Below are 13896 nucleotides of genomic sequence, written 5' to 3' on the forward strand. Positions count from 1 at the left end.
TTGGTAGCATGAAACATAGCAAAGGCTATATTTCAGAGGCAGAGAATGAACCACAGTCGCGTTGAGCAAAATCGTGGCCGTACAGCGCGAAAGTTAAGGCTGGCGCTGATGGGGCCAGCTTTCATCGCTGCCATTGGCTATATCGATCCGGGTAACTTTGCGACCAACATCCAGGCGGGCGCGAGCTTTGGCTATCAACTCCTGTGGGTGGTGGTCTGGGCGAACCTGATGGCGATGCTGATTCAGGTGCTCTCCGCCAAGCTTGGCATCGCTACCGGCAAAAATCTCGCCGAGCAAATTCGCGATCACTATCCGCGCCAGGTCGTCTGGTTTTACTGGGTGCAGGCGGAGATCATCGCCATGGCGACCGATCTCGCGGAATTTATCGGCGCGGCGATAGGCTTTAAGCTGATCCTTGGCGTGTCGCTCCTGCAGGGCGCGGTGCTGACCGGTATCGCCACGTTTCTTATCCTGATGCTGCAAAAGCGCGGGCAGAAACCGCTGGAAAAAGTCATCGGCGGGCTGCTGCTGTTTGTGGCGGCCGCGTATATTGTCGAACTTTTCTTCTCGCAGCCGAAGCTTGCCGCGCTCGGCAAAGGGATGCTTATCCCAAGCCTGCCGAATTCCGAAGCCGTGTTCCTGGCCGCAGGCGTCCTGGGGGCGACCATCATGCCGCACGTTATCTATCTGCATTCGTCGCTCACGCAAAACCTGCATGACGGCTCGCGTAAAGAACGCTACTCCGCGACCAAATGGGACGTGGCGATCGCGATGACCATCGCCGGTTTTGTGAATCTGGCGATGATGGCGACCGCAGCGGCGGCGTTTCACTTCAGCGGACATACCAAAGTGGCCGAGCTCGATCAGGCGTACCTGACGCTCGAACCGCTCCTGAGCCACGCGGCGGCGACCATTTTTGGTTTAAGTCTGGTAGCGGCTGGGCTCTCCTCCACGGTGGTGGGCACGCTGGCAGGGCAGGTGGTGATGCAGGGGTTTGTGCGCTTCAGCATTCCGCTGTGGGTACGTCGCGCGGTGACAATGGCGCCGTCGTTTATCGTTATCCTGATGGGCCTCGATCCGACGCGCATTCTCGTGATGAGCCAGGTGCTGCTGAGCTTTGGTATCGCGCTGGCGCTGGTGCCGCTGCTGTTCTTTACCAGCAACAAAACGCTGATGGGCGAGCTGGTCAACACACCGTGGGTAAAACGCACCGGCTGGGCGATTGTCGTACTGGTGGTAGCGCTGAATATCTGGCTATTGGTGGGCACGGCGCTCGGATTATAACGACGTAAAAAAGGCAGGCTCCGGGCCTGCCTTTTTTGTTATTACGCGAGTGAACTCAGTGGTGATGACCATGGCCGCGGCCATGTTTATCCCAGCCGCGACGGTCATCGCGATCGCTCCAGCCTTCGCGATAGCCACGCTCATACGCCCGGCGGTCGTCCCAGCCGCGGTGTTTGTCCCAGCCGCGATGACGACCATTGTCATGACGCCACCAGCGGTCGCCGCGCCACTCGTAATGATTGCGCCAGTAGTCGCGGTCGCGCCAGCGGCCGCCGTCCCAGTAGTTACCGTAATTGTCGCGATCGCCAATTTGTAATTTGATGGATGGCAACAGGGTGATTTCACTAGCGCTGGCGATAAGCGGCGCCGTACCCGCCAGTAACGCTGCTGCAAGAATCAGTGACCTGAACATACTTATCTCCTTCACGATCGGGGCCGTAGTGGCCTGTTGCAGTAATATTACGGACCTGTAAATCTCTGCAGCATCGCTCCGACTCCGAAAACAGGTATGACCGCACATTTTGCTAAAGCAGCGTCACCTCATGCACTATGCGAGTATCGCCTCGATCGCCTGACGTTCTTCGACGGTAAAGGTGCGCTTCGCCAGCATTCCCACCGCATCGTCTATCTGGCTGGTCTTGCTGGCGCCAATGAGTACCGACGTAACGTTCTCATCGCGCAGCACCCAGGCGAGCGCCATCTGCGACAGCTTCTGCCCGCGCTGTACCGCGAGACTGTTCAGCTTGCGCACTTTCTCCAGCTTCTCAGGCGTTATCTGATCCGGATTCAGGAAGCGGCTACCGCTGGCGGCGCGCGAATCCGCCGGAATACCGTTCAGGTAGCGGTCAGTGAGCTGCCCGCCCGCCAGCGGCGAAAAGGCAATACTGCCGACGCCTTTTTCCTTGAGCAAATCCAGCAGACCGTCTTCCACCCAGCGCTCAAACATCGAATATTTTGGCTGATGGATAACGCACGGCGTGCCGAGTTGCGCCAGCAGGTCGATAGCCTCGCGCGCGCGATCCGCCGGGTAGTTAGAGATGCCGACATACAGCGCCTTACCCTGACGCACAATATGGTCCAGCGCGCGCATGGTCTCTTCGAGCGGCGTCTCCGGGTCCGGACGGTGGTGATAGAAAATATCCACGTATTCAAGGCCCATGCGCCTGAGGCTCTGGTCAAGGCTTGAAATCAGGTATTTGCGTGAGCCCCAGTCGCCGTAAGGGCCGTCCCACATGGTGTAGCCCGCTTTGGTGGAGATAATCAGCTCGTCGCGGTAGGGCAGAAAATCTTCTTTCAGAATGCGGCCAAAATGGCTTTCGGCGGAGCCCGGCGGCGGGCCGTAATTATTGGCGAGGTCAAAATGGGTGATGCCGAGGTCAAACGACCGGCGCAGCAGCTGGCGGCTGGTCTCCACCAGCGTAGCGTCGCCAAAATTATGCCACAGGCCGAGCGAAATGGCCGGAAGCTTCAGGCCGCTGTGTCCGCAGCGGCGGTATTCCATCGTGGCGTAGCGCGCAGGATCTGCCTGATAAACCATGTTTATTCACCTCTGTACGTGGTTGCTGTACGGTTTGAGTATCGCGTTAATATGCAAAGCGATACCGCAAGTGTATACGGTTACACCCATTGCGAAAGCTGACAGCCTACACGCCCGACGTGCGTAAATCTTGCTTGCCACCGCTTTTTGCTGCCGCATTCTGGACAGCGATCACACTTCACTAATACTCACTACAGGCTCCTGAAAAAGGATGGCGAATATGCCAGCTAACTATTGTATTGCCGATTATCTGCTGGATCGTCTGGCGGGATGTGGCGTTAAGCACCTGTTTGGCGTGCCTGGAGATTACAATCTGCTGTTCCTCGATAACGTCATCGCCCACCCGCGTATCACCTGGGTCGGCTGCGCCAACGAGCTCAACGGCGCTTATGCCGCCGATGGATACGCCCGTTGCAACGGCATCGGCGCGCTGCTGACGACCTATGGCGTGGGCGAGCTAAGCGCGCTTAATGCCGTGGCGGGCAGCTACGCTGAGGCGGTGCCGGTGCTGCATATCGTTGGCGCGCCGTGTCAGTCGGCGCAGCGCAAAGGCGAAGTATTGCACCACACGCTGGGCGACGGCGATTTTCACCACTTTTTGCGCATCGCCCGCGAAGTCACCGCCGCGCAGGGCTGGCTTACCCCCGCGAACGCCTGTAGCGAAATCGACAGAGTGATAGCGGAAATGCTGCGTACCCGTCGTCCTGGTTATCTGGTGCTGCCGACCGATGTGGCACGCGCGCCTGCGACCGCGCCTGTAAACGCTATCACAGCGCCGCGCCCACAGGGCGACGACGCCCAACTGGCCGCATTTCGCGAGGCGGCGCAGGCGCGCTTCGCCAAAGGCGGGCGCGTGGCGCTGCTGGCGGATTTTCTGGCCCAGCGCTTCGGCGTGCAAAACGCGCTGCATCAGTGGATGGACGACACGCCGATGCCGCACAGCTCGCTGCTGATGGGCAAAGGCGTGCTGGATGAAACAAAGCCCGGCTTTACGGGCACCTACAGCGGCGCGGCAAGCGATCCGGCGGTCTGCCGGGCGATAGAAGAGGCGGAGCTGGTTATCTGCGTCGGGGTGCAGTTCGCCGATACCATCACTGCCGGATTTACCCAGCGCCTGACGCGCGACCAGACCATCGATGTCCAGCCCTGGGCCACCCGCGTGGGCGACCGCTGGTTTAGCGGCATCGCCATGGATCAGGCAGTGGCGATTCTGCATGACATCACCAAACGCCATAGCGCGCGCCTCGCGCCGCCGGACGCTACGCCGCCTGCAATAAAATCCACCGCCGCAGGCGCGCTGAACCAGCAGAATTTCTGGCCATTGATCGAAGCGTTTTTACAGCCAGGCGATATCATCGCGGTCGATCAGGGCACCGCCGCGTTTGGCGCCGCCGCGCTGCGTCTGCCCGCCGGCTGCGATTTTCTGGTGCAGCCGCTCTGGGGCTCGATAGGCTACGCCTTGCCCGCCGCATTCGGCGCGCAGACCGCCTGTCCGAACCGCCGTGTGGTGCTGATTACTGGCGATGGCGCAGCGCAACTTTCTATTCAGGAAATGGGGTCGATGCTGCGCGACGGGCAGGCCCCGGTGGTGATGGTGCTCAACAACGATGGCTACACCGTCGAGCGCGCCATTCACGGCGCGACGCAGCGCTATAACGACATCGCCCCGTGGCAGTGGACAAAACTGCCGCACGCGCTGCACGCCGCCAGCCAGGCGCAAAGCTGGCGGGTCAGCGACGCGGCGCAGCTTAAAGACGTGCTGGAACGCCTGTCGCGGCCCGAGCGGTTGTCGTTAATTGAAGTGATGCTGCCGCGCGACGATGTGCCGCCGCTGCTCGATGCCGTCAGCCGGGCGCTGGAAGCCCGTAACGGCGCGCAGGATGAATAAGCGCCTTTCGGTACAGAAGATGCTGAAACGTTCAAGGTAATCTGTGATGTAAGTCTCTAAACGCGGGGCACTTATGCTATGGTCATTGTTGTTCAGGCGCCGGGAATTTAGAGTGTGCCAAGATTATTTTGTATTTAGCGGAGCAGCAACAGAATGACCAAATATGCTTTGGTGGGAGACGTAGGCGGCACCAACGCACGCTTAGCGCTGTGCGACGTAGACAGCGGCGAGATACTCAAGGCGAAAACTTATTCCGGCCTTGATTATCCGAGCCTTGAAGCGGTGGTGCGGGTGTATCTGAAAGAGCATAACGCCACGGTAACGGATGGCTGCATCGCCATTGCGTGTCCGATTACCGGCGACTGGGTGGCGATGACCAACCACGTCTGGGCGTTTTCTGTCGCCGAAATGAAAAAGAATCTCGGCTTCGATCATCTGGAAATTATTAACGATTTCACCGCCGTTTCCATGGCGATCCCGATGCTCAAAACCGACCATCTGATCCAGTTCGGCGGCGGCGAAGCGCAGCCCAATAAACCGATCGCCGTTTATGGCGCGGGCACCGGACTTGGCGTCGCGCACCTTGTGCATGTCGATAAGCGCTGGGTGAGCCTGCCGGGCGAGGGCGGCCACGTCGATTTCGCGCCGAACAGCGAAGAAGAGGCGATTATTCTTGAGCAGCTGCGCGCCGAAGTCGGCCACGTTTCCGCCGAGCGCGTGTTGTCAGGGCCAGGTCTGGTGAACCTCTACCGCGCGATTGTCAAAGCCGATGGTCGTCTGCCGGACAACCTGCGTCCAAAAGACATCACCGAACGCGCGCTGGATGACAGCTGCACCGACTGCCGTCGCGCGCTGTCCCTCTTCTGCGTCATCATGGGCCGTTTCGGCGGCAACCTGGCGCTGACGCTCGGCACCTTTGGCGGCGTCTACATCGCAGGCGGCATCGTGCCGCGCTTCCTGGATTTCTTCACCTCCAGCGGTTTTCGCGGCGGGTTTGAAGATAAAGGCCGCTTTAAAACCTACGTACAGGATATTCCGGTCTATCTGATTGTTCACGACCAGCCAGGGCTGCTCGGCGCGGGCGCGCATCTGCGCCAGACGCTGGGGCAGATCCTCTGACAAAAAAGGCGCCGCGCGGCGCCTTTTTGTTATTCCTTACAACCGCATCAGCTGGCGGAATGCTTTAACCCGGCTGCGGCTCACCGGCACCTGAAAATCGAGATCGCGCAGGCGCAAAATGTAGGTGTTGTTAAACCACGGCTCGATCTCGCGGATCTTATTGAGATTCACGCAGTAGGAGCGGTGGCAGCGGAAGAAATGCGCCTCCGGCAGGCGGCTGCAAAACTCGGTAATATTCATCGGCATCACGTACGCCTCTTTGCGCGTGTAGACGAACGTCATCTTCTCGTGCGCTTCGGCGTAGTAAATATCGTTGATATCGGTGACGATAATCCGCTCATCCTTGATGAGATTAATGGTCGCGTTCTCGCGCCCGGCAGGCGCGGCGGCGTGTGGCGCGCTCTGCTGCGCAAAGGCGGCTTCCAGCTTTTGCAGCATCCCGATAATGCGCGACTCCTGATACGGTTTCAGAATGTAGTCGAATGCTTCCAGTTCGAACGCCTCCACCGCATGCTCTTTCCAGGCAGTGATAAACACGATAAACGGCTTGCGGGCGAATTTACTGATGTTCTGCGCCAGCAGCACGCCGTCCAGCGACGGAATATTGATATCGAGAAAAATGGCGTCCACGTCGTGCTGCTGAAGGTATTTCAGCACATCCAGCCCGTCTTCAAACGTGGCGACCACGTCCATCTGGCTGTGGGTTTTAATCAGCCAGTTCAGCTCCTGCTGCGCGAGGACTTCATCCTCGACGATAATCACTTTCATCGCTTTCTCTCTCTACAACAGCGTCGCGGCGCCGGGACGCGGCGGTTGATCCGGCACGTAAAACGCAATCTCGGTGCCCGGCTCCAGGCGGCGAATATGCAGCCCTTCGCCATATAACAGCTTCACCCGATGATGCACGTTAATCAGCCCGATTTTATTTACTGGCATCTCGTTGGTATCCAGCTGTTCGATAATCTGCGGATCGATGCCGTGGCCGGTATCGCGCACCGCGATCCGCACCCGGCTGCCGCTCTGCGCGATGCTAAGCGTCACCACGCCTTTGCCGCGGCACGGTTGAATGCCATGCACAATCGCGTTCTCCACCAGCGGCTGGATCAGCAGGCTGGCGACGCGGCAGTTCACTTCGTCGTCGATATCGTAAATCACGGTCAGCTTGTCGCCGAAGCGCGCCTGCTCAATCGCGATGTAGTCCTTAATCTGGTACAGCTCTTTTTTAATGTCGATCTGCTCGTCGTCTTTCAGCTCGATGTTGTAGCGCAGATACCGCGAGAGGTTAAAAATCAGCTGGCGCGCGGTGTCCGGGTTGAGGCGTATGGACGAAGAAATGGCGTTCAGCGCGTTAAAGAGAAAGTGCGGGTTGATTTTGCTCTGCAACGCGCGCAGCTCCGCTTTATTCGCCATCTCGCGCAACTGCTCGGCGCGCGACACCTCAAGCTGCGTAGAGATGATCTGCGACAGGCCGACGGCCATCTCCTGCAACGAGGAGGTTATCTGATGCGCATGGCAGTAATAGATTTTCAGCGTTCCGGTGACGATGCCTTTCTCCCACAGCGGGATCACCAGCATGGAGTGAATCTCCGGCGTGCGGTGGGCTTCGTCGTTATTCTTGATGATGATTTTGCCGTAGCGGATCGCCTGTTGCGTGGTGGGGCTTAGCGCGTCGCTGTTATCCTGATAATTATGCTCGCCCACGCCCACATAGGCCTGCACCTTTTCGGTATTGGTGATGGCGACCGCGTCGGCGTTGATATCGCGGCGGATAATGTCGCACACCTGACGCAGGGATTCGGTATTCACATGGCGGAACAGCGGCAGCGTTTTGTTGGCGATATCCAGCGCCAGTTTGGCCTGGCGCGCGGCGCTGGCCTCTTTTTCGCCCTCGACGCTTCGCACCAGCAGCACGATAAAGCCGATAGAGACGCTGCCTAAAATCATCGGCACGCCGATTTTCGACACGATATCCAGCCCGAGCGCCGTGGTCGGCGCCCAGACCACCACCAGAATCATGGTCAGCGTTTCGCACAGCATGCCGCCCAGAATGCCCGCGCGCCAGTGCTGCGCTTTCGGCACCTGGCGGCTGATAAGGCCTGAGAGCACGCCTGCGACGATGCTGGTGATAAAACAGGGAATGGCGGTGATGCCGCCAATATCAATCAGGTAACGGTGTAGCCCGGCGATAACGCCCGTGATGATGCCGACCCACGGGCCGAAGAGAATACCGCCGGACATCACGGCGATAATGCGCACGTTCACCAGCGAGCCTTCCACCGGCACCCCGGACCAGGTGCTGAACAGCGCGAACATCGAAAAGATCGCGGTGACCGCCAGCAGCTCTTTCGGCGTGTGGGCGCTCTTATGCAGCAGTTCGCGGAACAGGCGGATGCGAATCAGGAAAAAGAGGCAAATCAGCATTAGCGCCGCGCGGTCAAAGACCGCCAGCAGCATGTCGAAAATCTCGTGCACGGAAAATCCGATGTCTGGCAGGAAAGGGGACATGATAGAAAACCTGACGGCCCTTGACCAGCCGCCAGGTGTTGCCGGTTATGCGCCGTTGAGCTGCTCGCGTCCGGCAGGGGTGAGATCCGCCTCGGTGGCGCGTCCGCTGAAATCGACCTCGAAATCGTCCGGCGCGAAGTCGGGCGGCGAGCGGCCTTCCACAAACGCCGGCCACTGGCGCTTCAGATAGGCGTCGTTTTTCTCACACCACGGGGCGGCGGCGATATACATCACGTTGCTGTCGAACTCGCCCTGATGCTCGTTTTCCACCGCATGAATAACATCGCAGTGCCAGAACACGGTATCGCCCGGCGCCATATCGGGAATTGAGGAAATCCCGGTCAGTAAAAGGGGATGCCAGCGTTCGTTAATGGATAATGCACGGCCCGGCTTCGCGTCGCACAGCGAATCGTCCGGCACATCGTCCTGCAACGCGCGCAGCAGGATATACGCCATCGCGTTCGCCACCGGCAGCAGCGTCAGCGTACCGCCGTGCTTGCGCTGCTCGGAGAGCGCCGTCCAGCCCTGGAAGGTACGGAACATGGAGCAGACGGCAGGCGAGGGGATCTCACGCGCCTCGACGCGTCCTTCCGCCTCAAACGGGTTGTAGCGCTGCCACTCGCCGCTGAAAACGTGACGGTAAACGTGACGGAAATTTTCATCAAGCCAGCGCTCCACCGAGCCGCCATCGACATGCGGCGAGAGTCCGAGCGACGACGAGCGCGGCGGACGGCGGCGGGTGCGGTCGGCGTAAGTCACCACGCGATTCGGGTCAAAATGTTGTTTGTCCTGGCTTTCGGTCTGCCAGAGATTATTCAGAAACACCTGAGCGGCTTTCATGCGCTCGTGCTGGCGCGCTTCCACCTGCGGCTTCGACCAGTAAATGCCGTAAATCTGCGGCTTACTGTCGGCAAGTGTGCCGAAATAGTTATCTTCCGCCGCGTTCTTGAGCTTTTCGACAAAATCGTTACGCGCCAGATAATCGCCCACCTCCTGGTTCCAGGCGCGCGCCTGATTTTCCGGGAATACGCCTTTGATAACACAGCAGCCGCGTTCGCGGATGCGGGCTTTCTGCGCGTCGCTGATGCGGCCGTTAATAATGTCGTCGGCCAGGATCTGCGGCACCGGGCTTTCGCCGCGGGCGGTTTCGCTTTTGATGGTTTCTATCTGGCGCGCGATATCGGCTTCCAGGTCGGCAAACACGGCCTGATAGTTCGGCAGCGCCTGGCGCAAGCGCTGTTTTATCTCACGGATAGCGGCGGGAAGATCGGGAATGTGCAGGGTCATAGCAGGTACTCCGGCAATCGGGAAAAAGGGTTATTGTTTTGTTGCGTCGAAGTTAATATAGCCGTGCTGTGTCAAATAAAACAGGGTTAACTTTCAAATGAAAGTTCCCGTTTTTTTGTTCCGTAACTTTTTTTGCGCTGGCCTCTCGACAGCGGAAAATTTTCCAGGCTATGTTCTTAGAGCCGCATCAGCGGCAGCGTCGCTCGGACGGTCCGGGCGCTTACGTCACTTCGAGGAACCTATGGCTGATTTCAGTCCTAAACGCCGTTTTTCGCGTATCGAACGCCTTCCCCCTTACGTTTTTAACATCACTGCTGAGCTGAAAATGGCTGCGCGTCGGCGCGGCGAAGATATTATCGATTTCAGCATGGGCAACCCGGACGGCCCCACGCCGCCGCATATCGTCGAAAAACTTTGCACCGTGGCCCAGCGCCCGGACACGCACGGTTACTCCACCTCGCGCGGTATTCCGCGTCTGCGCCGCGCCATTTCGCGCTGGTATCAGGAGCGTTACGAGGTTGAGATCGATCCGGAAACCGAAGCCATTGTCACCATCGGGTCGAAAGAGGGGCTGGCGCACCTGATGCTCGCCACGCTCGATCACGGCGACACGGTGCTGGTGCCGAACCCGAGCTATCCGATCCACATCTACGGCGCGGTTATCGCTGGCGCGCAGGTGCGCTCGGTGCCGCTGGTGGAGGGCGTGGATTTCTTCAACGAGCTGGAACGCGCGATCCGCGAAAGCTACCCGAAGCCGAAAATGATGATTTTAGGTTTTCCGTCGAACCCGACGGCGCAGTGCGTGGAGCTGGCGTTTTTCGAAAAAGTGGTGGCGCTGGCGAAGCGTTATGACGTGCTGGTGGTGCACGATCTGGCTTACGCCGATATCGTCTATGACGGCTGGAAAGCGCCGTCCATCATGCAGGTGCCGGGCGCGCGCGACGTGGCGGTTGAGTTCTTCACGCTCTCCAAAAGCTACAACATGGCAGGCTGGCGCATCGGCTTTATGGTGGGCAATCAGGAACTGGTCAGCGCGCTGGCTCGCATCAAAAGCTATCACGACTACGGCACCTTTACGCCGCTCCAGGTGGCGGCCATCGCCGCGCTGGAAGGGGATCAGCAGTGCGTGCGCGATATCGCCGAACAGTATAAACGCCGCCGCGACGTGCTGGTGAAAGGGCTGCACGAGGCGGGCTGGATGGTGGAATGCCCGAAAGCGTCGATGTACGTCTGGGCGAAAATCCCGGAGCCTTACGCGGCGATGGGCTCGCTGGAGTTTGCCAAAAAGCTGCTTCAGGACGCGAAAGTCTGCGTCTCGCCGGGGATTGGTTTTGGCGACTACGGCGATACCCACGTGCGCTTCGCGCTGATTGAAAACCGCGATCGCATCCGCCAGGCGGTGCGCGGGATAAAAGCGATGTTCCGGGCCGACGGGCTGCTACCGGCAGGTACGAAGAACGCCGCGGCGCAGGACGCCGAATAAAAAAACAGGAGCCAGTGGCTCCTGTTTTTTTTACTCAGGTGTTTTACTAAATCATCAGGGCGAACGTGCCGGCCCACAACAGTAAAATCACCGATACGCCCATAAAGAAATATTTCACGTTACATCGCTCCGCATGCCTGAAAACATGCCTGAATCAATACGCAAGGTCACAGTATAGAGAGATGAAGCCGCAGCCGATTCACTTTGGGACTATTCCCCATCGGCGGCTACCGCTCTCTGGAAATCGAGCGCGTCAAATGACGTCAGCGGGCGCTAATGTAATCCTTTATTTCAGAGGTGACAAGCGACGCGCGGCACAGGGGCCGGAAATTTTTTCACTCACCATTTTTCCTTAAAAAACAATAAAAAATAAATTAATCACGGTGCGTAATTCCAAATTTCTGGAGCTTGTCAGCAGCCTCGTTTATCGGGATTGTGGCGTTTTGAAAAACAGGAGCGCGTATGAAAATCAGCAAGGCGAATGCGGAACATTATTTGTGGGGCGGCGACTGCGACGGCTGGCATCTGGTAAAAAGCCAGGGTCTGAGCGTTATCCATGAGCGGATGCCCGGCGGGCGCGCCGAGCAGCGCCACTACCATGAGCAGTCGCGCCAGTGCTTTTTTGTGCTGAGCGGCGTGCTGACGATGGAGCTGAACGGCGAGCGCGTAACGCTTGCGCCTGGCGAAGCGATAGAAATCCCGCCGCAGGCGCCGCATCAGGCGCGCAACGACGCGCCAGAGGCGGTGGAGTTTTTGGTTATCTCCCAGCCGACCACGCGCGGCGACCGGGTGGATCTCACAACCAGCCCGAGCGTTTAAGCTTCCAGTAAAGCAGATAACAGATGGCGATGGTGCCGCCGATGGTCACCGGATACCCGAACGCCGAGCGTATCTCCGGCATATTTTCAAAGTTCATGCCGTACATACTGAAGATAACGGTCGGCACCACCAGGATTGCCCCCCAGCCCGCGAGCTTTTTCACCACCTCGTTCTGCTGAACGGTAACCAGCGCCAGGTTCACATGCATGGCGCTGGTCAGCATCTCACGCATATCTTCCGCGTCCATGACCACATGATGCGCGTGATCCTGTACGTCGCGCAGGTAGGGGCGCAGCGTCTTCGGCACGATATCTTCATGCAGGCGAATCAGCTGGTTGCAGATCTCATCGACCGGCAGCGCGGCGTTACGAATCGCCAGCAACTGGCGACGCAGCGTATAGACCTGCTGCACCGCCTGCTTGTCAAACTCGGTGCGGAACATCGTATCTTCCATCTCGCCGATGCGGCTGGTGAGCGAAGAGGTGATTTCCAGATAGTTATCGACGATAAAATCGAGCAGGCAGTAGAGCGCGTAGCCCGGCCCAATCGCCAGCATGTCGGGTTTTTCCTCGGCGCGGGCACGGATAGGCGCATAACTTTCCGAGGCACCGTGGCGCACCGTTATCAGAAAGTTTTTCCCGATAAACAGATGCGTTTCACCAAACTCTATCTGCTCCTGACGGTTCATCCACGCGGTTTTCACCACCATAAACAGCGATTCGCCATACTGTTCGATTTTCGGGCGCTGATGGGCGGTAAGGGCATCTTCAATCGCGAGCTCGTGCAGGCCGAATTCCTGCTGAATGATATGCATAAACGGCGCATCGGGCTGCCAGAGCCCCAGCCAGATAAAGGCGTCCGGATCTTCAATCGCCTCGCTGATATCTTCGAGGTTAATCACTTCCGGCTTCTTGTCGCGCCGGTACACCATGCTGTTAACAATCATTTTTTCATCCCTGGCGGTACGCTTATCGGGTAACTATAAACAGCGTGGGCGCGGGCTTCCTCTTTTTCGCAACAATTCAGCCGATTCTGGCGCTTAAAACATTTCCACCAGCCGACGCACCGACGGCGAGCGTTCGAATTTACGCCAGGCCAGCGCGATATCGGTTTTCAGCGTCTGATCGCTGAGCCGGTGGAATGTCACCTCCGGATGCCCGATGCACTGCATTGAGACCGGCACCAGCGTGAAGCCGAACCCCGCCGCCACCATGCTGAGCGAGGAAGAGAGCTGCGAAGCCTGCTGGCTGTCCGCAGGCGTCAGACCCGCGCGCAGGCAGGCGTTAAACACCAGCTCATACAGCCCAGGCGCCACCTCGTGTGGGAAAAGAATAAGCGGCGTGCCGGCCAGTTCGCTCAGCGCCACTTCATCACGCCCGCTCAGCGGATGGCTGCGGTGGAGCGCCGCCACCATCGGCTCTATATCAATCAGGCGCAGGTTAAACGCTTTGCTGCTCTCGCACGGCAGGCGGACAAACGCGGCGTCCAGCAAGCCTTCTTCCAGATCGTGCATCAGCGAGGCCATATTGGCCTCCTGTTGCAGCAGCGTAATAGCCGGGTAACGGTGCTGAAATTCATGCAGCAGCGAAAAGATATGCGGATGAAACGCGTTAGAGCTGCTGATGCCTATCGAGAGCGTGCCGTTGACGCCACGGGCAATGCCGCGCGTTTTCTCCAGCGCCGCGTCGCTAAGCGCCAGTATCTGGCAGGCGTCCTGATAAAAGGCCTCGCCGGCCTCGGTAAGCTCCACGCCGCGCGTCAGACGGCGCAGCAGCGGCGTGCCCACTTCGCGCTCAAGACGCTGGATCTGTTGACTGAGCGGCGGCTGAGAAATACCCAGTAATTCAGCGGCACGGGTGAAGTGCCGCGTCTGGGCTACCGCCACGAAATAACGCAAATATCGAAGTTCCATATCAAATACGACTCAAACCGGGATGCTTTCTATATTGGAACCCTGCGCTGAATCGCGTCAAC

At 58.6% G+C, this 13896-nt stretch carries 13 protein-coding genes; 5 read left to right on the forward strand and 8 right to left on the reverse strand.

The features are described from left to right. Window positions 1-45: 45 nt before the first annotated feature. Window positions 46-1284 carry an Nramp family divalent metal transporter gene (locus AB8W27_RS05970; protein WP_041923789.1) on the forward strand — a complete coding sequence of 413 codons (1239 nt, stop codon included), beginning with the start codon at window positions 46-48 and terminating at the stop codon, window positions 1282-1284. A 55-nt stretch (window positions 1285-1339) separates the two neighbouring features. Here the strand turns inward: AB8W27_RS05970 and AB8W27_RS05975 are convergent, their stop codons facing one another. Together AB8W27_RS05975 and mgrA are read right to left on the reverse strand one after the other, a co-directional pair. Continuing rightward, window positions 1340-1696, reverse strand: a complete 357-nt coding sequence (locus AB8W27_RS05975) for a DUF2502 domain-containing protein (RefSeq protein ID WP_015742003.1) — start codon at window positions 1694-1696, stop codon at window positions 1340-1342. A gap of 135 nt (window positions 1697-1831) precedes the next feature. Next, complete coding sequence (gene mgrA, locus AB8W27_RS05980; protein ID WP_015742002.1) at window positions 1832-2821, reverse strand: L-glyceraldehyde 3-phosphate reductase; 990 nt, start codon at window positions 2819-2821, stop codon at window positions 1832-1834. Between the two features lie 220 nt (window positions 2822-3041). Between mgrA and AB8W27_RS05985 the strand changes: the two genes are divergently transcribed. Next, a complete protein-coding gene (locus tag AB8W27_RS05985) occupies window positions 3042-4709 on the forward strand; it encodes an alpha-keto acid decarboxylase family protein (RefSeq protein ID WP_015742001.1) in 1668 nt (555 codons plus the stop codon). Between the two features lie 153 nt (window positions 4710-4862). Then, the gene (glk, locus tag AB8W27_RS05990; protein WP_015742000.1) at window positions 4863-5828 is read left to right on the forward strand and encodes a glucokinase; all 966 of its coding nucleotides are present in this window, start codon (window positions 4863-4865) and stop codon (window positions 5826-5828) included. 36 nt (window positions 5829-5864) lie between these two features. Here the strand turns inward: glk and AB8W27_RS05995 are convergent, their stop codons facing one another. The 3 genes from AB8W27_RS05995 to AB8W27_RS06005 form a co-directional block, all read right to left on the reverse strand. Beyond that, on the reverse strand, window positions 5865-6596 hold the full coding sequence (locus tag AB8W27_RS05995) for a LytTR family DNA-binding domain-containing protein (RefSeq protein ID WP_015741999.1): 732 nt from the start codon (window positions 6594-6596) through the stop codon (window positions 5865-5867). A gap of 12 nt (window positions 6597-6608) precedes the next feature. After that, window positions 6609-8300, reverse strand: coding sequence for a sensor histidine kinase (locus AB8W27_RS06000; protein ID WP_282913987.1), 1692 nt, complete (start codon window positions 8298-8300; stop codon window positions 6609-6611). Window positions 8301-8378: 78 nt separating this feature from the next. Continuing rightward, on the reverse strand, window positions 8379-9620 hold the full coding sequence (locus AB8W27_RS06005) for a DUF1479 domain-containing protein (protein ID WP_015741997.1): 1242 nt from the start codon (window positions 9618-9620) through the stop codon (window positions 8379-8381). Between the two features lie 241 nt (window positions 9621-9861). On the opposite strand from AB8W27_RS06005, the gene alaC reads away from it, so the two are divergent. Further along, window positions 9862-11103, forward strand: coding sequence for an alanine transaminase (gene alaC, locus AB8W27_RS06010; protein ID WP_015741996.1), 1242 nt, complete (start codon window positions 9862-9864; stop codon window positions 11101-11103). 46 nt (window positions 11104-11149) lie between these two features. Here alaC and ypdK read toward each other — a convergent pair whose 3' ends face one another. After that, on the reverse strand, window positions 11150-11206 hold the full coding sequence (gene ypdK / locus AB8W27_RS06015) for a membrane protein YpdK (RefSeq protein WP_097566156.1): 57 nt from the start codon (window positions 11204-11206) through the stop codon (window positions 11150-11152). A gap of 359 nt (window positions 11207-11565) precedes the next feature. On the opposite strand from ypdK, the gene AB8W27_RS06020 reads away from it, so the two are divergent. Then, the gene (locus AB8W27_RS06020) at window positions 11566-11922 is read left to right on the forward strand and encodes a cupin domain-containing protein (RefSeq protein WP_015741995.1); all 357 of its coding nucleotides are present in this window, start codon (window positions 11566-11568) and stop codon (window positions 11920-11922) included. Here AB8W27_RS06020 and AB8W27_RS06025 read toward each other — a convergent pair. Together AB8W27_RS06025 and AB8W27_RS06030 are read right to left on the reverse strand one after the other, a co-directional pair. Continuing rightward, window positions 11900-12868, reverse strand: coding sequence for a magnesium and cobalt transport protein CorA (locus AB8W27_RS06025; RefSeq protein ID WP_015741994.1), 969 nt, complete (start codon window positions 12866-12868; stop codon window positions 11900-11902). The genes AB8W27_RS06020 and AB8W27_RS06025 overlap by 23 nt on opposite strands. Window positions 12869-12961: 93 nt before the next feature. Further along, window positions 12962-13834 (reverse strand): LysR family transcriptional regulator, encoded by an 873-nt coding sequence (locus AB8W27_RS06030; protein WP_015741993.1) that lies wholly within the window; start codon window positions 13832-13834, stop codon window positions 12962-12964. Between the last annotated feature and the right edge of the window lie 62 nt (window positions 13835-13896).

It is taken from the genome of Cronobacter turicensis (assembly GCF_041222865.1).
In the GTDB taxonomy this organism is placed as follows: Bacteria; Pseudomonadota; Gammaproteobacteria; order Enterobacterales; family Enterobacteriaceae; genus Cronobacter; species Cronobacter turicensis.